The sequence below is a fragment of the Saccharopolyspora griseoalba genome (genome assembly GCF_042665275.1).
GTDB classification, from domain to species: domain Bacteria; phylum Actinomycetota; class Actinomycetes; order Mycobacteriales; family Pseudonocardiaceae; genus Saccharopolyspora; species Saccharopolyspora griseoalba.
Genome location: NZ_JBHTCJ010000021.1, coordinates 1 through 22,251, shown reverse-complemented (window position 1 = coordinate 22,251; position 22,251 = coordinate 1). Strand labels below are relative to the sequence as shown.

At 66.3% G+C, this 22,251-nt stretch carries 27 protein-coding genes; 14 read left to right on the top strand and 13 right to left on the bottom strand.

Annotated elements, in window-relative coordinates:
• Positions 1-22: 22 nt before the first annotated feature.
• Entirely contained in the window at positions 23-829 is an 807-nt protein-coding gene (locus ACFQRI_RS26025) for a metal-dependent hydrolase (RefSeq protein WP_380673106.1), read from the bottom strand.
• Between the two features lie 596 nt (positions 830-1,425).
• Here ACFQRI_RS26025 and ACFQRI_RS26020 point away from each other — a divergent pair.
• From ACFQRI_RS26020 to ACFQRI_RS26005, 4 genes are all read left to right on the top strand, one after another.
• Positions 1,426-1,956, top strand: coding sequence for a hypothetical protein (locus ACFQRI_RS26020; RefSeq protein ID WP_380673104.1), 531 nt, complete (start codon positions 1,426-1,428; stop codon positions 1,954-1,956).
• 141 nt (positions 1,957-2,097) lie between these two features.
• Positions 2,098-2,322, top strand: coding sequence for a hypothetical protein (locus ACFQRI_RS26015; protein ID WP_380673102.1), 225 nt, complete (start codon positions 2,098-2,100; stop codon positions 2,320-2,322).
• A 184-nt stretch (positions 2,323-2,506) separates the two neighbouring features.
• Positions 2,507-3,736, top strand: coding sequence for an RNA-guided endonuclease InsQ/TnpB family protein (locus ACFQRI_RS26010; protein WP_380673100.1), 1,230 nt, complete (start codon positions 2,507-2,509; stop codon positions 3,734-3,736).
• Between the two features lie 137 nt (positions 3,737-3,873).
• A complete protein-coding gene (locus ACFQRI_RS26005) occupies positions 3,874-5,103 on the top strand; it encodes an acyl-CoA dehydrogenase family protein (protein ID WP_380673098.1) in 1,230 nt (409 codons plus the stop codon).
• A 47-nt stretch (positions 5,104-5,150) separates the two neighbouring features.
• On the opposite strand, the gene ACFQRI_RS26000 is transcribed toward ACFQRI_RS26005, so the two are convergent.
• The 3 genes from ACFQRI_RS26000 to ACFQRI_RS25990 form a co-directional block, all read right to left on the bottom strand.
• Positions 5,151-5,702: a GAF domain-containing protein gene (locus tag ACFQRI_RS26000; RefSeq protein ID WP_380673096.1), complete on the bottom strand. Its 552-nt coding sequence runs from the start codon at positions 5,700-5,702 to the stop codon at positions 5,151-5,153.
• 318 nt (positions 5,703-6,020) lie between these two features.
• Positions 6,021-7,109, bottom strand: a complete 1,089-nt coding sequence (locus ACFQRI_RS25995; RefSeq protein ID WP_380673094.1) for a ParA family protein — start codon at positions 7,107-7,109, stop codon at positions 6,021-6,023.
• Positions 7,110-7,201: 92 nt separating this feature from the next.
• Positions 7,202-8,839 carry a ParB/RepB/Spo0J family partition protein gene (locus ACFQRI_RS25990; RefSeq protein ID WP_380673092.1) on the bottom strand — a complete coding sequence of 546 codons (1,638 nt, stop codon included), beginning with the start codon at positions 8,837-8,839 and terminating at the stop codon, positions 7,202-7,204.
• A gap of 614 nt (positions 8,840-9,453) precedes the next feature.
• Here ACFQRI_RS25990 and ACFQRI_RS25985 point away from each other — a divergent pair.
• From ACFQRI_RS25985 to ACFQRI_RS25975, 3 genes are all read left to right on the top strand, one after another.
• Positions 9,454-9,930 carry a hypothetical protein gene (locus ACFQRI_RS25985; RefSeq protein WP_380673090.1) on the top strand — a complete coding sequence of 159 codons (477 nt, stop codon included), beginning with the start codon at positions 9,454-9,456 and terminating at the stop codon, positions 9,928-9,930.
• Positions 9,931-10,079: 149 nt separating this feature from the next.
• Positions 10,080-10,568 carry a thioesterase family protein gene (locus ACFQRI_RS25980; protein ID WP_380673088.1) on the top strand — a complete coding sequence of 163 codons (489 nt, stop codon included), beginning with the start codon at positions 10,080-10,082 and terminating at the stop codon, positions 10,566-10,568.
• Between the two features lie 51 nt (positions 10,569-10,619).
• The gene (locus tag ACFQRI_RS25975; protein WP_380673086.1) at positions 10,620-10,952 is read left to right on the top strand and encodes a hypothetical protein; all 333 of its coding nucleotides are present in this window, start codon (positions 10,620-10,622) and stop codon (positions 10,950-10,952) included.
• A gap of 11 nt (positions 10,953-10,963) precedes the next feature.
• Here the strand turns inward: ACFQRI_RS25975 and ACFQRI_RS25970 are convergent, their stop codons facing one another.
• Positions 10,964-11,710, bottom strand: coding sequence for a hypothetical protein (locus ACFQRI_RS25970; RefSeq protein ID WP_380673084.1), 747 nt, complete (start codon positions 11,708-11,710; stop codon positions 10,964-10,966).
• 188 nt (positions 11,711-11,898) lie between these two features.
• Positions 11,899-12,234 (bottom strand): hypothetical protein, encoded by a 336-nt coding sequence (locus tag ACFQRI_RS25965; protein WP_380673082.1) that lies wholly within the window; start codon positions 12,232-12,234, stop codon positions 11,899-11,901.
• A 459-nt stretch (positions 12,235-12,693) separates the two neighbouring features.
• On the opposite strand from ACFQRI_RS25965, the gene ACFQRI_RS25960 reads away from it, so the two are divergent.
• The 3 genes from ACFQRI_RS25960 (at position 12,694) to ACFQRI_RS25950 (ending at position 14,242) form a co-directional block, all read left to right on the top strand.
• Positions 12,694-12,993 carry a hypothetical protein gene (locus ACFQRI_RS25960; RefSeq protein WP_380673080.1) on the top strand — a complete coding sequence of 100 codons (300 nt, stop codon included), beginning with the start codon at positions 12,694-12,696 and terminating at the stop codon, positions 12,991-12,993.
• A gap of 104 nt (positions 12,994-13,097) precedes the next feature.
• The gene (locus ACFQRI_RS25955; protein ID WP_380673078.1) at positions 13,098-13,244 is read left to right on the top strand and encodes a hypothetical protein; all 147 of its coding nucleotides are present in this window, start codon (positions 13,098-13,100) and stop codon (positions 13,242-13,244) included.
• A 395-nt stretch (positions 13,245-13,639) separates the two neighbouring features.
• On the top strand, positions 13,640-14,242 hold the full coding sequence (locus ACFQRI_RS25950; RefSeq protein WP_380673076.1) for a DUF3800 domain-containing protein: 603 nt from the start codon (positions 13,640-13,642) through the stop codon (positions 14,240-14,242).
• 183 nt (positions 14,243-14,425) lie between these two features.
• On the opposite strand, the gene ACFQRI_RS25945 is transcribed toward ACFQRI_RS25950, so the two are convergent.
• On the bottom strand, positions 14,426-14,851 hold the full coding sequence (locus ACFQRI_RS25945; RefSeq protein WP_380673074.1) for a hypothetical protein: 426 nt from the start codon (positions 14,849-14,851) through the stop codon (positions 14,426-14,428).
• Entirely contained in the window at positions 14,848-15,117 is a 270-nt protein-coding gene (locus ACFQRI_RS25940) for a hypothetical protein (protein WP_380673072.1), read from the bottom strand. The genes ACFQRI_RS25945 and ACFQRI_RS25940 overlap by 4 nt, the downstream gene beginning before the upstream one ends.
• Before the next feature lie 279 nt (positions 15,118-15,396).
• Here ACFQRI_RS25940 and ku point away from each other — a divergent pair, with 279 nt between their 5' ends.
• Both ku and ACFQRI_RS25930 read left to right on the top strand, forming a co-directional pair.
• Positions 15,397-16,200 carry a non-homologous end joining protein Ku gene (gene ku, locus ACFQRI_RS25935; RefSeq protein WP_380673070.1) on the top strand — a complete coding sequence of 268 codons (804 nt, stop codon included), beginning with the start codon at positions 15,397-15,399 and terminating at the stop codon, positions 16,198-16,200.
• 154 nt (positions 16,201-16,354) lie between these two features.
• Complete coding sequence (locus tag ACFQRI_RS25930; RefSeq protein ID WP_380673068.1) at positions 16,355-16,612, top strand: hypothetical protein; 258 nt, start codon at positions 16,355-16,357, stop codon at positions 16,610-16,612.
• Positions 16,613-17,233: 621 nt separating this feature from the next.
• Here the strand turns inward: ACFQRI_RS25930 and ACFQRI_RS25925 are convergent.
• The 3 genes from ACFQRI_RS25925 to ACFQRI_RS25915 form a co-directional block, all read right to left on the bottom strand.
• Positions 17,234-17,545: a hypothetical protein gene (locus ACFQRI_RS25925; protein ID WP_380673066.1), complete on the bottom strand. Its 312-nt coding sequence runs from the start codon at positions 17,543-17,545 to the stop codon at positions 17,234-17,236.
• Positions 17,542-17,844 (bottom strand): hypothetical protein, encoded by a 303-nt coding sequence (locus tag ACFQRI_RS25920; protein WP_380673064.1) that lies wholly within the window; start codon positions 17,842-17,844, stop codon positions 17,542-17,544. Before ACFQRI_RS25920 ends, ACFQRI_RS25925 begins: the two co-directional genes overlap by 4 nt.
• 194 nt (positions 17,845-18,038) lie before the next feature.
• Positions 18,039-18,266: a hypothetical protein gene (locus tag ACFQRI_RS25915; protein ID WP_380673062.1), complete on the bottom strand. Its 228-nt coding sequence runs from the start codon at positions 18,264-18,266 to the stop codon at positions 18,039-18,041.
• A 471-nt stretch (positions 18,267-18,737) separates the two neighbouring features.
• Between ACFQRI_RS25915 and ACFQRI_RS25910 the strand changes: the two genes are divergently transcribed.
• Both ACFQRI_RS25910 and ACFQRI_RS25905 read left to right on the top strand, forming a co-directional pair.
• The gene (locus ACFQRI_RS25910; protein ID WP_380673060.1) at positions 18,738-19,319 is read left to right on the top strand and encodes a hypothetical protein; all 582 of its coding nucleotides are present in this window, start codon (positions 18,738-18,740) and stop codon (positions 19,317-19,319) included.
• A gap of 197 nt (positions 19,320-19,516) precedes the next feature.
• The gene (locus ACFQRI_RS25905) at positions 19,517-20,236 is read left to right on the top strand and encodes a hypothetical protein (RefSeq protein ID WP_380673059.1); all 720 of its coding nucleotides are present in this window, start codon (positions 19,517-19,519) and stop codon (positions 20,234-20,236) included.
• Positions 20,237-20,471: 235 nt separating this feature from the next.
• Here the strand turns inward: ACFQRI_RS25905 and ACFQRI_RS25900 are convergent, their stop codons facing one another.
• A complete protein-coding gene (locus ACFQRI_RS25900; protein WP_380673058.1) occupies positions 20,472-21,905 on the bottom strand; it encodes a DnaB-like helicase C-terminal domain-containing protein in 1,434 nt (477 codons plus the stop codon).
• A 126-nt stretch (positions 21,906-22,031) separates the two neighbouring features.
• Positions 22,032-22,251, bottom strand: a 220-nt coding sequence (locus ACFQRI_RS25895) for a DnaB-like helicase C-terminal domain-containing protein (RefSeq protein WP_380673057.1), incomplete at its 5' end; no start/stop codon positions are given.

The window sequence follows — 22,251 nt, the reverse complement described above, 5'->3', positions numbered from 1 at the left end:
CCTGGTCAGGTAGGCGGTGGGGTCAGCGCGCGAGGGTTGCGAGCTGATCCATGAGCATGGTCAGAAGCTGTTGCACGGGTTCGGGGCTGAGCATGTGCACAGCAATCACGAAACCGACGGTGATGAATATCGGCACGAGTACGGCTTCGGCTGGGCCGCCGGCGCGGATACGCAGACACTCCGCCGGGGGGCGGATCTCGTAGAACGTCTCCCCCTTCCACGGGATCGGCCACATGAACGCGCAGCCTTCCTTCGTTATGGCGTCGGTGAGGCAGTGCGCCACACAACCCAGCGCGATGTACCAGCCCATCTGTGGGGCCAAGGCGTTGAGCTCGGCGACCGGGTCCCCGGCGAAGAACAAGGAGACGCCAAGCGCACCCGGCGCAGTGATTGCCCATTTGCCGAAGAAGGTGGCGGCAAGGCTGGCCAGCAACACGATCAGCCCGACCATCACCGCCGCCCCAACCCGCGGGTCGTATTCGGCGGCGGCCTGGCATCCTTGAGTTGTCCCGAAACCGAGCAGCGCGGCGAACACGACCGTGTGCGTGATCCCGCGGTGCTTTCCACTCACGTCCTCATCCCGAGGTCCCTTGGTCAGGCGGTAGACCAGTCCCGACGTCTCCCGCACCATCCAGGAGAGCTTTTCGGTGACCACACCGAGGTGCGTTGTGGCCGTCGATTTTGGATGATCTAGGTCGGGCACGAGTGAGGCCGCCGCAGTGGACATTGCCCCGTTGAGCACGGCGGTCACCGTGGGGACGTCGTTGAGTTGCCGCGCGGCAATGACTCCGACGAGCGCTCCGAACGAGGCGTGACCTGCCTTGTTCATGTCGCCTGCCCGTCCTGTGTGCGCGCCGTGACGGCCAGGCATTCTCGCGACGCACCCCTCCCTGCGTCTCGGGATTTAGGCGCGTAGGGATCACGGCACGCGCGCTCGGCATAGAGCTTCCACACGCGTGCTTGGCGTGGCGGGGCGCATTTGGCGAGCTCCCGAGCGACCTCGGCGAGCTGGGCGCGCGTACTACTGGTGTCGCCGCCCTCGAGGAACAGCCGGCGCAGGTCCTCGTAGAGCCCACTGGCTCGGCTTTGGAGCCAGTCCAGGTGGGACTGGCATACTGATGCGGCCATGACCGGGTCCTTTCCGGTTTGGTGTGAAGGGTGTGGCCGGGGCGGCTTGCTTGGCGGCGGGTGCGCCCTGGCGACACTCACGATTTCGATTTGTCTCTCCGGCTCGACGGAGACGTTCCTGTCACCCCGCGCGCATAGCGGGGTCTCGAGTGTTCAGTCGCTCCCCTGTGTCTGCGGGCCGGCTTCGCACCACTGCGTGAAGTTTAGGACTGTCCTAAACTTCACGCAAATGGGGCTTCTTTTTTGCCGCCGGCACGACTGCCTGATACTGGAGCCTCGATTGACCGGAGGATCGCCATGAGTACCGCAAGCGCGCCGCCACGACAGCGCGGCGAAACCTGCCGCGCCTACTACCGCAGGCTCACCAACCTCCGCGACGCTGTGCGCCGCTTCCTTCCGGTCTTGAAGAACGACGTCGTCGCCTGGAACCAGGCCCAACCCGATCCGTTGCCCATCCGGCACCTGGCCGCCTCGATGAAGGTCTCCCCAAGCTGGCTGCACCGCGCGCACCCCGAAGCAGATCGCGGCGCCGAGCTCGTGCCGGCACAACACGCCAGCGAAACGCCACTCGAGTACTACGTTCGTCTGCGCTCGCTCCGCGACGCTATTGCCTCGGCGCTCCCGCAGCTGCTGCTCGACGCGCTCAACGAGGCGGGCAGCTCCATTCCTCGCACGCAACTCGCCGCCGAGTTGGGGCTCAGTGAAGGGCAGCTGCACAAGAAGAAGCGGGAAGCGGCGCAAACGACCTCGGGCACCCGTACCGACAGCCCTCAGCCGGCGGATCATCGAGACGCGAGCACCCGCGGCTCGCGGCGGATGCCCGATTAGGGCACTACTCCCCTATGCTTCGTATCCTTTGGTCGTATGCGCTCGGCATCGCTGGTCGTAGTGCGACCAGGCCTTACTCGGAAGCAGGATGGCCGCAGCAGTCTCAGTGCCCACCTCGGCAACGGACGTGAGGAGGATGGTGTGGCGTTGCCACCAAGCGACCAGTCGAGGTTCGAGGCCGAGCTTGACCACATCTACACCCGGTACCGGCAGGGTGCGCAAGAGTTCGGCGCTTCCGAGGCGATGGCCGGCTTCTTCGCCTACTTTCTGCAGCAACGCCGGCCGGAGGCAGTCGCGGGACTGCTAGCCACCGCGCTTGACCGCATGCACCGCAGCGACTTCGACACCCTCCCTGACGGCGACTAGCCGTCAGGCGTCCGCACACCTCTCCTCCTCGCCGGCCGCCGTACCATCTCTCGCTTGACGATGATCATCCGAACTCCAATCGGCGGAAACCCTCGTCTTCAGGCTGGGGAGGAGCCGATCCCGAGTGTTCTTCGGCGACCACCCAAGATCGCCGCTTACGCGTTGGCATGTTTGTTTGTGAAGCATGGGTAGGGTGCAGACGAAGCGGGCGTACAAGTACCGCTTCTACCCGACTGATGCGCAGCGCACTGAGCTGCTGCGCACGTTCGGCTGTGTCCGCAAGGTCTACAACCTCGCCCTCGACGCCAGGACTCGCGCGTGGTTCACCGAGCAGCGACGGGTGAACTACAACGAGACCTCGGCGCTGCTTACCACCTGGAAGAAGTCCGGCGACCTGGCGTTCCTTGGTGAGGTATCGAGCGTGCCGTTGCAGCAGACGCTGCGGCACCTTCAGGGTGCGTTCACGTCGTTCTTCGACAAGCGCGCGAAGTATCCGCGTTTCAAGTCCCGCAAGAAGTCCCGCCAGTCCGCCGAGTACACCAAGTCGGGTTTCAAGTACCGGGATGGTCAACTCACGTTGGCGAAGATGCGGGAGCCGCTGAACATTGTGTGGTCCCGCCCTCTCCCGGAGGGTGCGGAGCCGTCCACGGTCACCGTGTCCCGCGACGCGGCTGACCGGTGGTTCGTGTCGATCCTCGTGGAAACCTCGGTCGATCACCTCCCCGCCACCGACAACGTGGTGGGAGTCGACGCGGGGATCAACTCGCTGGCCACCTTGTCGAACGGCGAGAAGATCACCAACCCTAAGAACTCCGACCGGGAACGCAAGCGCCTGGCCAAGGCGCAGCGGGAATTGGCCCGCAAGCAGAAGGGCTCGAACAACCGCGACAAGGCCCGCCGCAAGGTCGCTCGCGTGCACGCGCGGATCACCGACCGCAGGCGGGACCACCTGCACAAGGTCACCACTCGACTCGTCCGCGAGAACCAAACGGTCGTGATCGAAGACCTCAACGTGCGCGGCATGCTGACCAACCGCAAGCTAGCACGCGCTATCTCCGATGCTTCGTGGTCGGAGTTCCGCATGATGCTGGAGTACAAGGCTGCCTGGTATGGCCGTGAGGTGATCGCGGTTGACCAGTGGTTCCCCTCCAGCAAGACGTGCTCCACGTGCGGCAGGCTCGCGAAGTCAATGCCGCTTAACGTCCGCACGTGGACATGCCCCGGTTGCGACACGACCCATGACCGGGACGTGAACGCAGCCCGCAACATCAAGGCCGCCGGGCTGGCGGTGTCGGCCTGTGGAGCCGGTGTAAGACCTCAACGGGAGTCCTCCCGGACGGGGCAGTCGGCTGTGAAGCAGGAACTTTCCGGCGCGAGCCGGAAGGGAATCCCCACCCTGAAGGGCGGGGAGTAGTCAACCTCACGGTTGGCCGGGCTCGCGGCTCGGTGCTGAACGACCTTTCTCGGGACTGCCCGCAGCCGTAAAGTTGAGCGCTGGCCGGAAGATCCGAAGTTTCGGGCAGTCGAACCGATAGAGGAGCAGGCGATCTGATGTCGGATCTCGTTGAGCAGCTGTACCTGACCGAGCTCGACCAGGAGATCCGCGAACAAGCGCACCAGTTCGCCCACGACGAGATCGCCCCGTGGGGCGCGAGCCTGGTCGGCAGCAACGAGCCGGACTTAGACCTCGTCCGCCGGTTCAGCAAGCAGGGCTGGTTCGGGCTTACGATCCCGCAGCACTACGGCGGCACCGGTGCTGGCCAGGTGGCCAAAACCGCCACATTGGAAGCGGTTTCGCAGGTTGCCCCCTCGATGGGGTATTTGTTTCAGGCCTACTACCTCGGGATCGCGAAAATCCTGCACTGCGGTAGCGCGGAGCAGCGGCAACGGTGGTTGCCGGCCATCGCCCGCGGTGACTGCCTGCCCACCATCGCCGTGACCGAGCCCGGCGCGGGCGGCAACATCGGCCACATCCAGGCCACCGCCGAACGACGCGGCGACAGGTATGTGCTCAACGGGAGTGGGCTGGCGTGCAAGACGTTCGTGGGTGGCAGCCACAACGGTGCCGACCTGCACGGCGTGATCGTGCGCATCGCCGGGACGTCGGGGACCAGCGGCTTGTGCGCCTTCCTCGTGGAGGCCACACGCCCCGGCGTTGTGCTCGGCGAGCCCCGGCTGCTTGACGGTTTCTCTTTCGGGGACCTGAGCTTCCACGACTGCGAGGTGGGTGCGGACAGTCTGGTCGGCGCCGAGGGTGATGGGCTGGCAATCGCGCAGAGCAGCAGCACGCTGTACGGACGGCTCAACCTCGCCGCGGTCGGCTTGGGCATCATGCGTCGGGTCCTGGAAGACACGGTGACGTTTACGACGCAGCGCCCGCTGCACCCGCAGGCCCGGCGCCTGGATGGTTTGCAGGTCAACCAGCAGCGGCTCGGCGCGATGCAGGCGCTGTACATGTCAACACGCGCTGATGTCTACGCTGCCGCTGCTGGTCGTGACCGGGGCCTCGATGGTGTCGCGCTGGATGCCGCACTCAACAACGCGAAGCTGCAGTCGTATGTGCGTGGCCAGGATTTGCTTGCCTTGGCCCGGGAGACCTGCAGTGCATACGGGCTGACGGGGTCGCTGCCTCGTAATGCGGTCTACCTGGATCACCTCGTCTCCCCCGCCGGCACGGCCGACGTGCAGCGCTATCGGCTGTTTCAGCATGCTGTGGGAGCCGAGCCCGGATCGTGGTCCGCCCGGTTCCCGGCACCGGTTGAGCCACCCTCGGAAGGCTAGCTCCCGGTTGCCGGTGCCCTCCGTGTCCAGAGGTGTCGCGGGCGGGCTCAGCGGGTTTTCACGAGGTCGAGCGCTGCGGCTGCCTTGCTCTTGATGAAGTCGACCCCATCGCTGCCGTATTCCTTGACGTCAGTATCGACGGTGCAGACGGTTCCGATGACCGTCCCATCTGCATCGACGATCGGGGCGCCGAGGTAGGTGCGGATGTTGAGCAGGTCAAGCGCAGGGTTGACTCCGAACCGCGGGTAATCGCACACGTCGTCCAGCTGCAGTGCTTTGCGGCGTCGGACGACGTGGGCGCAGAACCCCTGGTCGAGGCCCATGGTCCTGCTCATTCCTCCGTGAGGGTCGTGCAGCCCCGCGAAGTACTGCACCGGTTCTGCGTCGCCGTCGAAGAAGAGGTTGACCATGGTGTACGGCGTTCCGCCGGCCATCTGGCGTACTTCCTTCGCGAAATCTGCCGCGAACGAGTCGAGCTCCACGACTCCACTGCGTGCCAGTCCGTATTGCTGCAGCCGCTGACGTCGAGCTCCGGCGCCCGGATCATCTTCCAGCGGGTTGCCGTAATGCTTGGCGCGGAGTTCGTTCACGTCCGTCACGGATCCTCCTACGAGGTCTACTGTGTGTGCCCAAATCATGTCACGCCGTCGTTGCGGCGCCCCTCGCGGAACGTACCGCCCACCCCGGGCATCCGTGCAGCGTTGTGGGCTCGATCGATCGTCACCTGCCCTGCGCCCGCAGCGGACGGACGCCGCTGCCACCGAGAACGGGTCGCGTTGCTGGCGGCGCGATACCGTCCTGGTCGAGCTGGCTGACGCGGGCTGAGAGTGTGCCTTTCCCGAGGCGATAATGCGCCGCAGCCGGAACCCACGGGTACACGGTTCCGGCTGCGGTCGTTGACGTACGGGAATCGGTGGTCAGGGTGTGAAGATGCCGCCGGTGTTGAGCGCCCAGAGTAGGGCGCGGCGGAAGTCGTCGGTGACCTTGTCCTTTTCAACCCACAGGTTGAGGGGTTCGCGGTTGTAGTAGGCGTCGGTGACCGACACGGCGTCGCGGACGTGGATTCCTGTGGGCACAAGATCGCCGTGTCGCTCGTAGAGGCGTTCGAGCATCATTTGCCCGATTCGACCGCGCATGTTCTCGGCCTTGAGCCTGTTGACCAGGATCATCACGAGCCGCAGCTTGTCGTTGACTCCCGACTTGGCGATCTCGTCGATGGTCATGAGCAGGTTGTCGAGGTCGGCGCCGGTGGTCTTGTCTTCTGGGCCGACGGTGCTCAGGACTCGCTCGACGAACAGGAACACCGAGTACATCGTGGCCGACTTGGTGCCGTGCAAGTCGAAGATGCGCACGTGCGGCTGGGTGCTCACGTTCTGGAAGTTGCGGTTGAGTCGCAGCGGCGCGTACGGGTCTTGGGCGAGGAGGTTCTCGTCGTCGTAGAACGTGCGCCGCTCCCCCGACGCGTAGCTGTTGCCGTTCGGGTAGATCGACAAGCGGCTGAGCCATTCGGCACGGTGCTCGGTGTTGGGGTCCTCAGGATCGAGGATGACGCCGTAGCCGGGAATGCCGGTCGGGTTGTAGGCCGGTCGGCGAATGTCGTCGAGCGTGACGACTCGTTTCGTTTCCTCCCCTGGCATGTACACCTCGCGCTGCACGAGCACATCACCCATGGTGGGCAACGGCGGATAGCCACTGTTGAGGTCAAGCAGAAGATCGTCGGGGCGTTCGGACACGCCGATGCCGACGTGCTTGCTGGCGTTGCCTTGGCCGTCGAGGTCGACGATTTCGACGGTCAGCCCGTTCTCGGCGAGCAGTCCGCCGAAGGCGATGCTTGCGGTGGTTTTACCGGCCGAACCGGATTCACCGGCGGTGGTGAGTTCTACGGTTTCGCCGGGCGGCCATTCCGCCACGACTTCCTTGCAACGCGCGGCGAGTTGGTCGCGGAGCTCGGCGCCGTAGAGTTCTTCGGCCTTTTTTGTCGCCGAGGTGATGTCGATGGTGGTCATGTGTCCTCCACTCCGCAGCGTTTTCCGCCGGAAAATCTCGACGGCGGCGCTGGTTGCATGTCCGGTGGTTTTCCGTCGGAAAATCGCTGGGCTCAGTCCATCAGCGTGTGTTCGTGCTCGGAGAGGGTGTGGTAGCCGAGGTCAACCAGGCGCTGGACGAAGTGCTGGATGTGGGCGGGCCACTTGGTGGTGGCGTACTTGTGCTTGCCTGCTTGTTCCAGGAGCGCGGCCAGCGTGCCGGCCAGGGCGAGTCGGTGCGCCTCGCCGCGCTGGGTGCGGATGATGTCGGCCAAGTCCGATTCGGTGATCCGGCGGCCGTAGAGCTCTTCTGTGAGCGAGTTCTTCAGAGTGCTCGGGGTGACGTGGCCTGCCAGGACACCGTCGGCGAGGATGTCAGTGAGCTCCCGTCGCTTGCTGTCGCGGAACTCGGCGAACTTGTCCATCAGACGCCGGCAAGCATCGGCTCGTTGGGCAGCCGCGTCGGAGTGGTCCTGTAGCTTGCGGCGATCCTCCGCGCTCGGTTCTGGCTTCGTATCAGCTTCGGTCGTCTCTGCCTTTTGGTCCGTGGATTTTCCGGCGGAAAACTCTCCCCCGTCGTGCGCTGCGGGCTCGGAGTCTGGCTTGGTAGCAGTCTCCTCGGCGGCGGGTTCCGCCTCGGGTGCGCTGGGGTCCTCCGCGTAGAAGTAGAGGCGCCCATTGTCGATGGCGGCGCCGGCGAGTTTCTCCACGTTCTGGGCCTCGGCGAGGGTGCTGGCGTCGATGCGGTGTTGCCAGGCATCATCGCCCCACTGTTCGCTCGGGTTGATCTCGGCGATTCCCGCACGTTCGAGGTCCAGACGGAGTTTTTCGGCGCGCTGCTCGGCTTCGATCTCCGCGGTGTGGCGCTCGATCGCGGCTGACAATGCAGTGCTCTGTTGGCCATCAGCGTTGGTGGCCGCCTGCACGGCTGCGTCGAGCCGATCGGGATTGCTGCTGAGCTTGTCGATCAGCTTCAATGCTCCGGTGGTGCTGATCGTGCCCTCATTTAGGGCTGTTTTTGCAAGGTCGGTGAGGCCGAGCAGCTTCAACCTCTTGGAGATGTGCCCGACCGAGTACCCGACAGCCTGGCGGATGTCCTCAAGGCTTGCCCCATCTTGACGCAGCAGCTGGTACCGCTCAGCCTCTTCGATGGGTGAAAGGTTCAGTCGGTGGAGGTTCTCAATGAGGACGATCTCCAGCATGGACCGCCGGGAGGCGAACTCGTTCCGCGTGATCGCGGGCACGGTCGTACGGCCGGCCTTCTTCGAGCCGGCCCGACGTCGAGCACCCGCGAGCAGCACCTTGCTCCCAGTGCCTTCGATCTCGATGCTCGGGTCGATCTGAGATCGGTCGACAAGAATGACCGGCTCGAGAACCCCCACTTCGCGGATGCTGGCCACGATCTCGTCGTCGGTCTCGATGTTGCGGTGCTGGGGGTTGAACGGGTTCGGGGCGATGTCATCAATCGAGATCTGCTCGACCTCGAACTGATCGGGAGCCGTACGGACCTCTTCTTCGACCTTCTTCAACCCTGCGACCGCGCTCAGCAAGGTCCCGTTGCCGTTGCTGCTGTCGGTGCCGGTCCGGTTTGTGCCGGGTGCTGCGAACTGTGGGGCGGCTACCGGAGCGGGCGCAGGCGTGGCGTTGGTGACGTGTGCCTGTGCTGCGGCGCTGGCAGCTGAGGTCCGCTTCCCGCTTTTCGGCCGAGGCATGGGTCTCCTTATCTCTACGCGCCGCGGGGGTGCGACGGGTTTTCCGGCGGAAAATTCCGCGACGTGCGCCGTATGTGGTGTCGTCCTGCTGCTGTACTGCGGCTTGACATGGCCGCTGTCCCGCCGGGGTTCGGGGGCGGGACGATCACGGTCGTCATCCTAGGACGGGCGTGGGGCGCGGCCCACCACCCAGGCCGTAACGGTCCGAACTCCACCCCGACCGGAGAGCCTCCTCTCCCCCTCGCCTCAGCAACCCGCGGCTGCATTTTCCGACGGAAAATCCCCTTGCCTTGCCAGCCGGGCACGCTGTTCGGGGGTGCAGTGTGTCCGCGCGCCAAGTTTTCCGTCGGAAAACGTCGCATCGTCGGTGAGGCAGCCGGCGGGATTTTCCGCCGGAAAACAGCGCCGCCATCGCGCCCCAGCAGCTGGCCGGACACCTGGGTCAGCAACAACGCATCCGCTGGGTCCGGCAGTTGGCGTTCTGGTCGCGACAGCACGCCGCCTTACTGCATCCAGGCGCCAGCCGCGATGCTTTTCCGTCGGAAAATCCCAGTCGCCAGCAGTGCCCACTCAGCCCCATGTAGTCACCCTCTGCCCGCTAGGAGAGCTCCCTGGTGGTGGTCGATTTTCCGGCGGAAAACCCAGCGGCCAGCGGTGAGTTCCTGACTACAGCCGGTTCCGGATCGTGTGCTGATACGCCCTTGGTCATCTTCCGTCGGAAAACGACCACGCAAGCGCGTAGCGTGTTCTGCTACGGCGGCAGGAAACGCACGCCACGGCCGGGACTGGCGCATCGTGCCTGGTCAGGGCCTGTAAATCCTCAGCGGCATCTGATCGTGACCCCGTACAACATGGCCATGCGCGACCACTTGTTGATCCTGCGATGGCTGCCGGGTGTCGGCTGGGGTGATCTGTCACTGGTCACTGCGAGCGGGCGCCGGCGAATTCTTCGGCTGGTGTGTCTGGATCCGGGGGAGGAGCCGGACATGGTCGACCTCACTCGCCGAGGCGTGACCAGCGTCGGCTCGGGCGGGGCTTGCGAGACCTGGTTTCTCGGCTCCCTCGCCGACTGCAGACAACCCGCCGGCTGACGCTCACGCAGCGCGGGCGGGGCCGCCAGTCCGCGTCGGCCACCCGCCCGCAACCCGACGTTCTTCCGTCCCGTCCCAGCTCGCGTTCCGGATCCTGCAATACCCGCAACTGCATACCGTGTTGTTCTCCCGCCTGAGGAGGTTGCCTCATGCCTGCCACGACGGACACAGCGACGATCCTGCTTCATCCCGGCCAGGTGCACCGTGCGCACTACACGGTCACCGCGGCACACCTGGTGCCGGCAATGGTGCGTGACGTCGGCGAGCGCACCGAACTCCAGCACGGCGAACCGGTCCTGGCCACGGGGATGCTCGTGGTGTGGCTCGAGGACGCCTGCTGGCAGTTGCTCCGCGACGCCCGCGCGGTGCCGGCCGGTCACACGCGGGTGGGGGTAACCCTCGAATGCTTCACGCACCGCAGCCCGGCCCGCTTGGGTGACCAGGTGGAGGTCGAGGCCCAGTGCGTGCGGCACGACCCGCGGCGTGGCGCGGTGGAGTTCCGGGTGTCGGCGGTGGATCTGGATACCGGGTGTCGGTTGGTGGACCCGGTGCGGCATGAGTTGCGGATCGTGGAGCAGGCGCGGTGGCGTGCTCGGTTCGGTATCGACGACGGCAGGATCCGTGCGGGGCTGGGGTGACGATCCCGGTCGCCGCGGCGATGCTGACCGCCGCGGTGGGGGAGTGGTGTGGTGAGTGGTGAGCGTGTGCTGCGGATCGTGGCGGTCGTGCTGGGGTCTGCGCTGGTGCTGGTGAGCCTGGTGGCGTGGTTTCCGTTCCTCGGGGCTGGCCTGGACGGCTACACCATGTCCGATTCGGCGGAGCCGGGGGCGACGAACCAAGACATCATCGAGGCGGTGTTCCTTGCTTGGCTGATGCTGTGGACGCCGGGGATGGTGCTACTGCTGGCCGGCACGAGCGGCTGGAGCCGGTGGGCCGCCCGGGGGTGTTGGGTCCTGGCCGTGGGCATGCTGGCGCTTTCCGGGGCTGCTCATCTCGCAGGTTTGCGCGGTGGGGTGTTCTGACCGCCGCGGGGTTAGGTGCGGGCGGCGTCGAACTCGCGACGCAGGTGCTGGGCACGGTTGAGCAGATCGCGCAGCACCGGGTCGTGGGGGTTGGCGTGTTGGAGGCAGAACGCGGCATAGGAGACCGCACCGGCCAGAGCGCGGCTGGGGCGGCTCGACAGCGTCTTGCCGGCCTCGTCGATCGCGTCGGCCAGGTCGTCGCGCTGGGGCTCGGCGAGCAGCGCTAGAAGGGTGGCGCGGTGGTCGACGAGTTGTTCGGCCACGGCGACGAGATCGGTGTGGCGGGTGCGCAGCCAGGTGGTGACCTGGTCAGTGCCGTCGCGGGTGGTGTGTCCCTCGTCGGGGCCGTAAGGGGCGCGGAGGCGGTCGCGCAGGCGGCGGCGGCGCATGGATACCGCGGTGCGGGTGGGTAGTCCCATGAGTCGGCCGTAGGCGCGGGCGGGGGTGTGGGTGGTTTCCCCGGTTTCCAGGATGGCGAGGTCGTGCCGGTCGTGGGCGGCGGTGTCGCGCTGTCGGACATAGGTGGCCAGGACGGCGCGGTGGGGGAGTTCCGCGGCGAGGGTGCTGGCGGGCACGCGGCGGTGGGTTTCGGTGTAGTGCAGGGTGTGGTCGATGTCGGTGTCGTCCTGCACCGGGCTCGGGAAGAAGTCGAGGTCGGGGTCGCCGGCGGTAGTGCGGAGCCGGTGGATCTGCTCGGCAGCGTGGAGAGCCGCGGTGAGGGTGTAGCTGGGTGGCGGCTCGGAGGGGCGACGTCCCATGATCCACTTCTTCACCAGCCCTCGAAGGTGTTCACAAGTTGTGTACACCTTAAGTGCAGGTACAGGTTCACGCCATGCTGGGGGAGTCAGCGCACCTCTTGTGACCTGCCTTTTCATGCTTCTGGGGCGCGGGAAAGGATCTCTCCGCGCCCCAGTGAACGAGCCATGGCGGTGGGCTTCGGTCAGCGTCAGCCGGGTTTGGTCTTGCCGTAGTTCCGAGCTTCGTGCCACAGGTCGCGGAGGTGGCTGGCCTGCTGCTCGTCATCTACGAGCGCCTCGAGCAAGAGAGGGCCGAACGTCTCGTAGAGCGGGCCGAGCAGCATGGCCGGCAGGTCTGTGTCCGCGGCGTATTCGTCGAGTGCGACATGGACCGCCACGATCAGCCCCGCTGGCTCGAAGTCCTGCCCGGCGAGGAGCTCCACGAGCCGTGGCGGGATGCGTTCGCGAAGGTGGTTGGGCGCGTTGATGGTGCTGAGTCGGGTCGCCAGCTCGTCAGCGGGCGGCATGCTGATCGTGTCGTTCATCGCTCCCCATTCTGCGCGCCGCTGCCTGCGGGCGGATTCTGGTTGACGATCTCACCGGACTGAATCGGGACCAAGCCCAAACTGTGCTACCCGCGACCAGCACCGAGTCAGGTATTCGTGCCGCTCATAGTCGTGAACTCAGAGCCCGGGCTGGTCCTGCGCGTGGCCTGTGAGCAAGGCGAACAGTGCTGGCATGTGCGTTCGGTGCAGGTGGTTGATCGTCGCGGGGCATGTGGCTTGAGGCGTGCGCGTAGGTGGTGAGTTCCAGATCGACCCGCAGCACTAGCGCCAGAATGCGTTGACGATCCCTCGGACGGGGCAGCATCGACGCTGCTCCACTCCGAATCGCTGGATGGACAAGAGGTTGTCCAGTTCCCTCGTTTGGCGGATTACGTGTTATCCAGCCGTCGTGCACGATGGGCCCATCAGCTTGGACAACACATTATCCAGGAGGTGGGAATGCCCCGCATCGAGTTCGACAACGACGGCAGCAGGCTCAGCCAGCTACTCAACCTCGCCGAGGCCTACCGCAGCGCGATGGACGAGGGCGACGTGGCCCGTGCCGCTGGCTACATGCACCGCATCGAGAACACCGCCGCACGCCTGACCGACGAGGCGCTGCTGACCGCCTCAAAGTCCCTGCCTCGCCGCGAGATCGCCTCGCGGGCCGGCTGGGTCGCCCACGGCACGGTCAACCACCGGATCAATCGGGCCCGACGCGAAGCGGGCCTCGATCAGGACTCGACCCCGCAGAACTGAGCAAGACCCGGCCGCAGTGCCCGTCGTCCACCCACGGCCGAGGGGTGGGCGTGCGGGGACCGGCCGGAAAGACCGGACGGCCATCGAGCAAAGGAGTGCAGGTCATGGAGACCCACGAGTACACCAACGGTCAGGGCGTCACGATCCGCGAGACGGTGGACGAGGACGGCACCGTCATCAACCGCCAGGTGATCGCTGACGGAGTTGTCGCCATCGGCAACATGCGCGGCAAGATCCACAACTGGGACTGAACACAGCCGGGGCCGGGCAGCTGCTACCTGCCCGGCCCCGACCAAACCGTACTGACTGCGGAACGAATGGTTCGCCGCATGACCCAGCCACGGGCCTCTCGGAGCGTTCCGAGAGGCCCGTTCTCGTGCTTGGAGCGGAGAACGACTGTGTTCACTGTCGCCGCGGTGCGGGGGCACTTCGCCAGCTCACGCCGAACCGACGACGACACACCGCGGCGTATCCCGTCGTGCTGGCTCCTCCGGGTTTGTCCACGGAACCTCTACGATCTTCAACTGGACCTTGATGATCTGCCCCGCGGGAGCCGGCTATGGGCGCACACCAGCCACTCCGACACACTCAGGTCGCCGCTGCCCACCGCGAGCTGGCTCAGTTCTACGCCCGCGGTAGGGGACCGGTGGCCTTCGTCGACGAGTCGTTTCGAGTGGGTGAACCCGGCCGAACGTTCTATGTCATGGCCGCGGCGTTGTTCGAACGCCACGAGATCACCGCCCGCCGGGACAGTTTGGCCCAGGTGACCGCTGGTCGTGTCGTGCACGCCACCGACTGGTTCCGCGCTGGGCAGCACGACGGGCTGCAGCATGTGCTTGGCTGGGCGCGTGACAATGTGGCCTGGCATTACCTGACCGTGGAAGCCCCGGTGCCGAGCGGGCAGTCGGCGCACAAGGCGCGTACCGCGTGCCTGCAAACGCTGCTGGTGATGCTGGCCGAGACCAAGGCCCACTCGATCGTGCTCGACACCCGCGGCCGAACCACACTGGATGCCCAGGACGAAACCGTGGCCCGCGAACTGCGACGCAGCGGCGACATCGCGCGCCACACCGCGCTCCGGCATATCGACGACCGCCACGAGCTCCTGCTCGGGTGCGCCGACCTGGTCGCCTGGTCCGCGCGACGCCGGCTGGCCAACGACGACAACCGGTGGTGGCCCCATCTTGCGCCTGTGACCACGCTCGTCGAGGCGGGCACCCGCTCCGAGCTCGACTTGAACGACCCCTAGACACGACAATGCCGCACGGCCCAATCAGGCGGTGCGGCATCCAAACACCAAAACGGCGATCAGCGGAAATGGTGTTGTTGTCACTACCCACTCTAGTCGCCCCCGCGCAGCCCGACAAGCTGGGGGCCGGAGCGTGGAAACCGTGACTCTACGTCGAAAGTCAGTGCTCATCGCGGTACCGGCTCACCGACGACCAGGCTGCCCGTCATTCATACCGGGGAGGGCCACCGAGAACCCACTGTCTCCGCCGAGTGCCCGCGCACGAAGTCGTTCGCGGTCAGCCATCTCCTTCGCCCGCTGCTTGCGGTGCTCCTCAGTCAAGACCTCCTCGAACTCGGGGTCCGAGAAAATCGGCACCTTCGGGCACCGCTGCGGTGTGCTGAAGTTCGCTAGGAACACCTGCGTGTGGGCCCAACCATCGAAGCCACTGCCAGGCTTGAGTGCCACCTTGCCGTGCTTGCCAACGAGGATGTTGCGAGACCCGCACTTGAATCCGTACGGGTTCTGGCGCGAGGCGCCCAGGTGTTCCGTGGGGCACATGCCCTTGTACACCAAGTACCCACCCGCAGTGACTAAGGCGAACAGCATGGCGACAACTACGACGATCATGAGTGATTCTCCTGTCCAGCATTCTGCTCGGACTCGTTGCTGTTACGCGGCTCTGGCCTGGCTGCGGGCTCAGCGTGGGCGTTGGCTCGCCGAGCGAGGTCAGTGCGCGCCCCCTGCCGCAGGTCGACCTTCTTGATCTCCTCGGCCGGGTATCCGCTCACGCGCCTGATACGGCGGTTGGCGAGGATCGCGCGTGCACGAGATTCGCTCACGCCCCAGAACGCCGCGGCGTCCTGGACCGACCAGAGCTCAGGCTGTTCAGGCATCAGGGACGCCCCGAATTCTGGGCGGGCAAGGCGATCCCGAGGTTGAGTGCTCGTGCGTGGTTCATGACCATGAACTTACGAGCATACTGCTCGCAAGTCAAGTGATTCGGCAAGGTTCGGCGCTGTAGGCGAGCCGATGCCCGCCACTGCAGTGGCCGGTGCCGCACCGCGGCGTGGCGCGCCCGCCGGCGAGAGGGGCCCGGCGAGCTCACGGCCAGCCGTCACAGCGGTGACGCCTCGACGTGAGGGCGACGTGGGCCATGTGTGGAGGTGATCGCGATGGCAGCGGCCGTGTGGGGTGGTGTGCTGTCGTTCGGGCTGGTGACGCTGCCTGTCGAGCTGCACAGCGCCACCGAGGACCACACGATCGCGTTCCACCAATACGAAGCAGGCACCACCGACCGGATCCGCTACCGGAGGATCAACGAGCGCACCGGCCAGGATGTCGAGGTCGCCAACATCGTCAAAGGGCGGCCGGTGGGTGGCCAAGTGGTCACCGTTGAGGACTCCGAGCTTGACGAGATCGCGCCCGGCCGCTCGCGGTCGATCGTGATCTCCAGCTTCGTCGACGTCGGCGACCTCGACCCGGTCTACTTCGGGCGCACCTACTGGCTCGCCCCCGGCAGCGCGGACCACTGGCGCGCCTACAACCTGCTGCACCAGGCGATGACACAGACCCGCCAGGCAGGAATCGCGACGTTCGTGCTCCGCGGAAAAGCACACTTCGCGATGATCCGCGCCGAGGGGCACGCGTTGGCCCTGACGACGCTGCGATGGCCCGACGAGGTCCGCGAACCAGCCACCGTCTTGGGCACGGCCACGGCGACGTCCGAGCCCAGCGAGGGCGAGTTGCAGGCCGCCACGACGGTGATCGCCGCGATGCACCGCGAGTGGAAGCCCGAGGAGTACGAGGACACCTACACCACGCGCGTCCGCCAGCTTCTGGAAGCCAAGGCGGAGGGGGCAGTAGCTCCGATTGCTCCGGCCGAACCGCCGGAGCCTACGCCCACCACGGAGCTTGAGCGGGTGTTGCGGGCCAGCGTGGATTCCGCCAAGGCCCGCCGAGTCACCGCGGACCGATGACGGCGAGCACCGCACTGGCAGACCCAGACCCTCTACATCTCCCCGTGACAAGCTGGTCTCGCCGCGTCTCAACCAGTGACTCTCGCTAGCGGCGGGTTGAGACGACGCACGGCATGTTCGGGATCCTGTCGCCCGCTTCCGCGACACTGGTGCCATGAACGTCCCGAACATCACCTCGATGCATCCGGTCTGGCAGCCCGGCGATGTCGTCTTCGACGCCGCCGGCAACCTGCGCGTCCGCAGTGACGACCCACGCTGGCCCTGGGCCTACCCGCCTGAGGGTCCTACACGAGATGCATCCGGTGGTGCCTACGTGCCGGAGGGTGCGTTGGAGGACAACGAGGTTCCGCGTCCCCTGGTGCTTCTCGTTCGCGGCGGGCAGGTTGTGACCGAGAGCATCGTCGAAGAATGACAGGACCCGAGCAGGCACCCCCGGAGCGAGCAGCGGACACCTCTTAACCCTGTCGATAACTTGGGTTCGTATGACCAGCGATCGGGTTCGGACGGCAGCTCACTGGTGCTAGCCGCGGTCGCTGCAAGCAGCAGTGAGCTGCACCATCACACCCCTCAGGAGCGTGTCCCCACGCCGCAGTTCGCGCTGTTAAATGCCGGTGCGGAGCAGCTTGGCGACGCCGATTCCAGCGCCGGCGACGCCGATGATGAGAGGACCAACGTCGCCCCAGCCGATGGTCATGATGGCCGATCAGCATCAGGGCGGTAATACGAGCGCGGGTGGCCGCACGGTCAAGCTCGAGAAGTCGTTGCCCGTTGGTGTCGATGCGCTGTTGGATGGCGGCTTTGCCCGGGTGATCATGCGGCATCGACTCGCTGCGAACGACGTCGTCGCAGATGGTTGCTCGCAGCTTGGTCTGCAGCTCATCGAGGTCGTTATCAACGTTGGGGATCACTCGAGCTCTCCAGAGTCGGCAACCGGGGTTTGGCGAGGTCGTTATCGGATGCGAGCCGAAAGGACGCGCAGACACCTTGTGGAAGCCAAGCCGGGCACGGCGCCGGCCGCGCACAAGAGTGCTGGTCAGTCAGGGTGCTTACCGATGGTCAACACGGTGATCGTGTCGACGCCGGGGCCGTAGTACCACCAGATCCGCCAGGCACCCGGTGTGTGGTTCTCGATGTAGGACTCCCACACGTCCTCGCCGTTGGGGCCGTGCAACGAGGAGTACTTATGCGACTGCAGGGCCGGGTATGCCGGCCCTGCATCACGTAGCTGTTTGAGCGCCTTGCGGGTCTTCTTGCACTTGGCGGCGTAGGCCTTGGTACGTGCGAGGTCGTCGAGAACGTAGCTTGCTTCGTCGGTGAACAGCAGCGTGTAGGGCGGGGCGCTCACGCCTGGTCGTCCTCGCCCTCGGCGTCGCAGTCGTCGAGGAAATCGTCGCGTGCGCGCACCCGGCCGTGGTCGGCGTCGACCAAGCCGCGCAGCAGCGAGGCCCGCAGCTCCTCGTCTTCCCAGACCTTCAGTTCCCGGGTGGGGATGCTGGTCACCGGGGTGAGCAGGATCTGCCCTTCGGCGTTCTTGGCTACGGCGAAGCGCTCGGAGCCGCGGTCGAGCACCCGGCCGAAAGCGATCCGGCCGCGCTCGTCAGCGGCCAGTTCGGTGACCGGTTCGAAGCCTTCCAGCGTGGTCATCGCCGCCCCCTCTCCGTTCGCGTTGGGCACCGTCCACTATCCGCCCCAACGGGGCAGTGGGGCAATACCCACATTGGTGACGTGCACCCCAGCCTGGCCCAAGCGACCTAGGACGCGGCGGAGCCACAGGTGCCCTCGCCGGCCAGGGCGGACCGCCGCAACACCGCGCCGCTGCGGCACCCAAGCCGGCCAGGTCACTGCTGATCGCGCAGCACGGAGAACTGCGCCATCTGCACCAACGTCTGCAGATACGCAATGCGCTGCTCGGCGATGCGCAGTGCGTAGTCTCGGTCGTCCCGTAGCTTCTCCCGCGTCTCGCCCGTCGCGGCACTCATCGCCTCGTAGGCGTTCTGCGCGATCTGCTGGGCTTCGGCGATGCTGCGCTTGTGGGCAGCGAACTGTTCCTCGATCGTGCTGGTCATGGCGACCTCCTTCGGTCGTGATCAGTTCACCGGCAGCGCGCCGGTAGCGAACAGCGTGATCAGCACCGCGGCCAGCGCGACGAATCCGACGAGGCCGAGCCCGCTGATGAACTTCTCGGTGTCCATGTCCGCCTCCTGGGCGGTTGACCCCGGCCCGGTGCCGGGGCGGCGGTGGCGCGGCAGGGAGTCGAACCCTGCTCGCCCAGACCGGGGCCACAACCGTCCCGGTTGCCGACCCGCGGGAGTGGATCGGCGGTGGGATCGGGTGCGGGAGTCGAACCCGCCCGGCATCTGGACGGCCAGCCTCTGGCCGCGCCCGTGGCCCTGAGGGGCCAGGAACTCGCCCCAGCTCGGGGCGGAAACAAGGCTGCTCGGAGGCCAGTCCATGTTTATAACCCCTCTGGGAACTTCGTATATACGAAGATACACACAGAACTTCGTCTACACAATGATCTGTGTCAGAGTCTTGGCATGGAAGACGACGAGTTGGTCTTGATGAACACGCGGGTCCCGCGCGCCTGGCGCGAAGCATGGGGCCGGCTTCTCAAACAACAAGGGACCGACCGCAGCACCCGGATCCGAGAGCTGATGAGGGCCGACCTGCAGACCTGCGACAACGCAGACGCCCGCGCCGCCCTGCAGGAGGGCGAGGAGGTCTTGGCTCACCTGGCTGCCCGGAAACGCCTGGGACGCCCACCGGAACCCTCATCCACCGCGGCTGCTGCGGTCGATGAGGTGCAAGACGCCGCCATGCGCTACGCACGCGAGCATTTCCCGCGGGCCTCGAATCACCACCGGGCGGCGTTCGCGAACGCCATGTGCGCAGCCTTGACCGGGTGCGCCGGCGGGTACGGCGGACCCAGCGTGCGTGAGCACGCCGCCGCGCGGGTGATCGCTGGACGCCGCCTGTCGTGGGAGGCTGCATTGGAGGTGCTCGCTGATCCCGACGGCGTGATCTTCGGTCCGATCACGGACCTTCACCGCTACTGCTGGGAGACAGAGCACCACTTCGACGACGACCCGGAGGACCGAAAGCTCATCGAAGGGCAGTAACGGTCGAACGAACCGCCTTGGTTTCTCCGCTTCCGAGCAATCCGGTTAGGTGCCTGGGCCGATGCCGAACACGTTGGCCCTACGGCTGTGGTTCGGTGTCGGGGAAGGGTTGAACCCCGGCAGCAGGGCCGTGCACTCGCCCTCGCGGCCGAGGTGCAGCGTGAGGAACCAGGCGCCGCAGACACGAGGTGGGGTTGATGAGCGACGTAACGCTGGACGGTATGTCGGCGAGGCCGCAGCAGGTTGATCGTGTCGCGCGGAGGATCGCTCGTGAGCTCGGGCGGGAACCGCTGGTCGAACAGGTCCACTCGGCGCTGTGGCATGTCGTGGTTGAGGTCGGTTCGGTGTGGGCCTCGGCCGAGGTCAAGCGCAAGACCGGGCAGTGGAAGTGGTCGGGGGGCCGCTTGTTCGTGGCCGGCGAGGAGCGCGCCAGTGTGTCGCACCTGCACCAGATCAAGGAGTTGCTGGATGAGCACGACCAGCCGCAGGGGACAGGCTTGATCACGCTCGTGGAGGTTGTTGAGGACCCACGCGGTGCGCCGATGCCCGTGCGGTATTTGGTCAATCAGCACCGCAAACAGATTGCCGCCTCGGGCACCGACATCGAGCTGCGGCTCGGCAAGGACACCCGGGGGCGGTGGGTGATCGCGCTGGATCGGCCAGGGGAGGACACCGGGCTTCGGGTCCCGTTCGAGCATGCCGATGGCCGCTGGCACAAGCTCCGGGCGCAGGCGTTCAGGAACGGTGTCGACGTCTCCGAGGAGGTCAACACCAACGTTGATGCGGCGATGGAGACGGTGTTCGGGTCATCCGGCCCACAGGTTGCGCACACCGCCGAGGGTGTGTCGGGCGTGCCGCACGGTCCCGCGGGTAACACCGGGCCGCACGCTCGTACGGGCACGGTGATGCGGACCTGAACGCCCGCTGCCCGCCGTCCGCCCCTGCGTTCTTGCGCCCCTCCGGCGAAAGCGAGCCCCAGCCATCCGGCTGGGGCTCGCTTCTTTGTCCAGGACATCTGTCGACTCGCGCGGTCTCCTGGACCGCGGCGTTGCTCACCAGTCCGGCGTAATGGTGCAGGGCCTGGTAAGCCAGGCCTTGGCTTCGCCGCTGGCGTGGAGTCGAGCAGCTGCCTGTTGGAGGCCCATCTCCAGGTCACTCGTGGACCATGTCGATGAAGCGGCTGTAGTGCAGCTGGTGGGCGACTGTGACCGTCGAGGTGGGGCCGGCACGGTGCTTGGCCAAGATCAGATCAGCCTCGAACATGCGGGGGTGATCGCGTTCGTAGGCATCGGGCCGGTGAACGAGGATGACGTTGTCGGCGGCGCGGGCGATCGCGTCGGAGTCGGTGAGGTCGCCGAGTTCGGGGACGTAGTGCGGACGTTGGTCGGCGGTGCGGCCGAGTTCAGCCGTGACCACCAGAGCGATACCAAGTTCCAGGGCTAGGGCTTTGAACCTGCGGATGATCGTCGCGACTTGACGTTCCCGGTTCGTGCCCGACTCGGTTGCGATGGCGACTGCGGACAGAGGGTCGATGACGGCCAGCTGCACATCGTGCTCGGCGCGCTGCCGAGCCAGGTCAGTGGCAATCGCATCGACATCAGGGGTGGGGGTGGCGTTGAGGTGCAGCGGTGCTTCCGCGATCGCGGCGGTGCGCTCGGCCAGGCGTTTCCAGTCGTCGTCGGTCAATCGCCCGCCGTGGAGGTCCCCAAGACGGATGCGAGCCTCGGCGGCCAGGAACGCGTGCATGATGTCGGCCGCGGGCGCACTGGCGCTATACAGCACCGCAGCCTGACCGTTGTTGATCGCGGCACGCCGCAGGAAGTCCCGGGCCAGGGTGCTGCGCCCGACTCCAGGGCGCGAGCCGATGACGGTGAGGGTGCCGGGGGCAAGTCCGCTGGTGAGCCCATCAAGATCTGCGAACCCGGTCGGAACCCCACGAAGCGTGTGGGGCGTGCTCGCCAGCGTTTCGGCTTCCTCGATTGCCGGCTGAAGCAGGTCCTCAAACGCGACGGTCTTGCCCAGCGGGCTCGTGCGACCACGCGCCTCCGAGCCGGGGGAGCGCTCGGTCACGCGCACCAGGGTCTCGGCGGTGAGCGGCTCCGCAGAGCTGGTTCGGTAGCGCAGGACGCTGGCGTACACCTCCTCGAGGACCGCCTCCGGGTCGGTCTCGTTGTCCAGCACGATGCCGGCTTCGTGGTTGCTGACCAGCCCAGGTCCGGTGAGGTTGGCCGAACCCACCCACGCTTCGGTGCGGCCACCGGGCTCGGCGAGGTAGTAGCACTTGGCGTTGTGGAACAGGGCCTGGTCGGTGACCAGGTGCACCGTCAGCGCGTCACCGGCGGCCTGGCTCATGGCCAGCAACTGCTCGAGGGCAGCAGGCTCGGGTTGTTCGGGGGCACCGCCAGCGACCAGGTGGATGTGTCCGCCGCGATCGAGCACGTCGTCCAGGCCGCTGCGGACTTCGTCCAGCCCGGAGCTGGTGAGGAACCCGGTCCGGATGGCCACCGTGGTGGCACTGGCCAGGCGCGAGTGCAGCCACGCAGCGAGTGTGTCCTCGGTGTCGTGCGCGGTGTCGACGAAGCGCATGCTGTGTCCCCAGTTTTCGTTCGCGGTGTGGTGTCCCGACGACGATCTGTGTTCAGGACACCACACCGGCAATGGCGGTCACGTTCGGGGCAGCGGTCCTGCACGCTGCCCCGCCCCGCGGCCTGGTTAGTTGGCCATGCTGACGAAGCGGCTGTAGTGCAGCTGGTGCGACATGGTGACCGTTCCCGTTTGGCCGGCTCGGTGCTTGGCCAGGATCATGTCGGCCTCGCCCATGCGGGGGTCGTCGCGCTCGAAGGCGTCCGGGCGGTGGATCAGGATGACCATGTCGGCGTCCTGCTCCAGGGAGCCGGACTCGCGGAGGTCGGACAGCTGCGGCTTCTTGTCG

Excerpts from the sequence above, each read along its gene's own strand:
- ACFQRI_RS26025 (WP_380673106.1), bottom strand. The coding sequence starts at position 829 with ATGAACAAGGCAGGTCACGCCTCGTTCGGAGCGCTCGTCGGAGTCATT.
- ACFQRI_RS26020 (WP_380673104.1), top strand. The coding sequence starts at position 1,426 with ATGAGTACCGCAAGCGCGCCGCCACGACAGCGCGGCGAAACCTGCCGC.
- ACFQRI_RS26010 (WP_380673100.1), top strand. The coding sequence starts at position 2,507 with ATGGGTAGGGTGCAGACGAAGCGGGCGTACAAGTACCGCTTCTACCCG.
- ACFQRI_RS26005 (WP_380673098.1), top strand. The coding sequence starts at position 3,874 with ATGTCGGATCTCGTTGAGCAGCTGTACCTGACCGAGCTCGACCAGGAG.
- ACFQRI_RS25995 (WP_380673094.1), bottom strand. The coding sequence starts at position 7,109 with ATGACCACCATCGACATCACCTCGGCGACAAAAAAGGCCGAAGAACTC.
- ACFQRI_RS25990 (WP_380673092.1), bottom strand. The coding sequence starts at position 8,839 with ATGCCTCGGCCGAAAAGCGGGAAGCGGACCTCAGCTGCCAGCGCCGCA.
- ACFQRI_RS25980 (WP_380673088.1), top strand. The coding sequence starts at position 10,080 with ATGCCTGCCACGACGGACACAGCGACGATCCTGCTTCATCCCGGCCAG.
- ACFQRI_RS25970 (WP_380673084.1), bottom strand. The coding sequence starts at position 11,710 with ATGGGACGTCGCCCCTCCGAGCCGCCACCCAGCTACACCCTCACCGCG.
- ACFQRI_RS25965 (WP_380673082.1), bottom strand. The coding sequence starts at position 12,234 with ATGAACGACACGATCAGCATGCCGCCCGCTGACGAGCTGGCGACCCGA.
- ACFQRI_RS25960 (WP_380673080.1), top strand. The coding sequence starts at position 12,694 with ATGCCCCGCATCGAGTTCGACAACGACGGCAGCAGGCTCAGCCAGCTA.
- ACFQRI_RS25955 (WP_380673078.1), top strand. The coding sequence starts at position 13,098 with ATGGAGACCCACGAGTACACCAACGGTCAGGGCGTCACGATCCGCGAG.
- ACFQRI_RS25945 (WP_380673074.1), bottom strand. The coding sequence starts at position 14,851 with ATGATCGTCGTAGTTGTCGCCATGCTGTTCGCCTTAGTCACTGCGGGT.
- ACFQRI_RS25940 (WP_380673072.1), bottom strand. The coding sequence starts at position 15,117 with ATGCCTGAACAGCCTGAGCTCTGGTCGGTCCAGGACGCCGCGGCGTTC.
- ku (WP_380673070.1), top strand. The coding sequence starts at position 15,397 with ATGGCAGCGGCCGTGTGGGGTGGTGTGCTGTCGTTCGGGCTGGTGACG.
- ACFQRI_RS25930 (WP_380673068.1), top strand. The coding sequence starts at position 16,355 with ATGAACGTCCCGAACATCACCTCGATGCATCCGGTCTGGCAGCCCGGC.
- ACFQRI_RS25920 (WP_380673064.1), bottom strand. The coding sequence starts at position 17,844 with ATGACCACGCTGGAAGGCTTCGAACCGGTCACCGAACTGGCCGCTGAC.
- ACFQRI_RS25915 (WP_380673062.1), bottom strand. The coding sequence starts at position 18,266 with ATGACCAGCACGATCGAGGAACAGTTCGCTGCCCACAAGCGCAGCATC.
- ACFQRI_RS25910 (WP_380673060.1), top strand. The coding sequence starts at position 18,738 with ATGGAAGACGACGAGTTGGTCTTGATGAACACGCGGGTCCCGCGCGCC.
- ACFQRI_RS25905 (WP_380673059.1), top strand. The coding sequence starts at position 19,517 with ATGAGCGACGTAACGCTGGACGGTATGTCGGCGAGGCCGCAGCAGGTT.
- ACFQRI_RS25900 (WP_380673058.1), bottom strand. The coding sequence starts at position 21,905 with ATGCGCTTCGTCGACACCGCGCACGACACCGAGGACACACTCGCTGCG.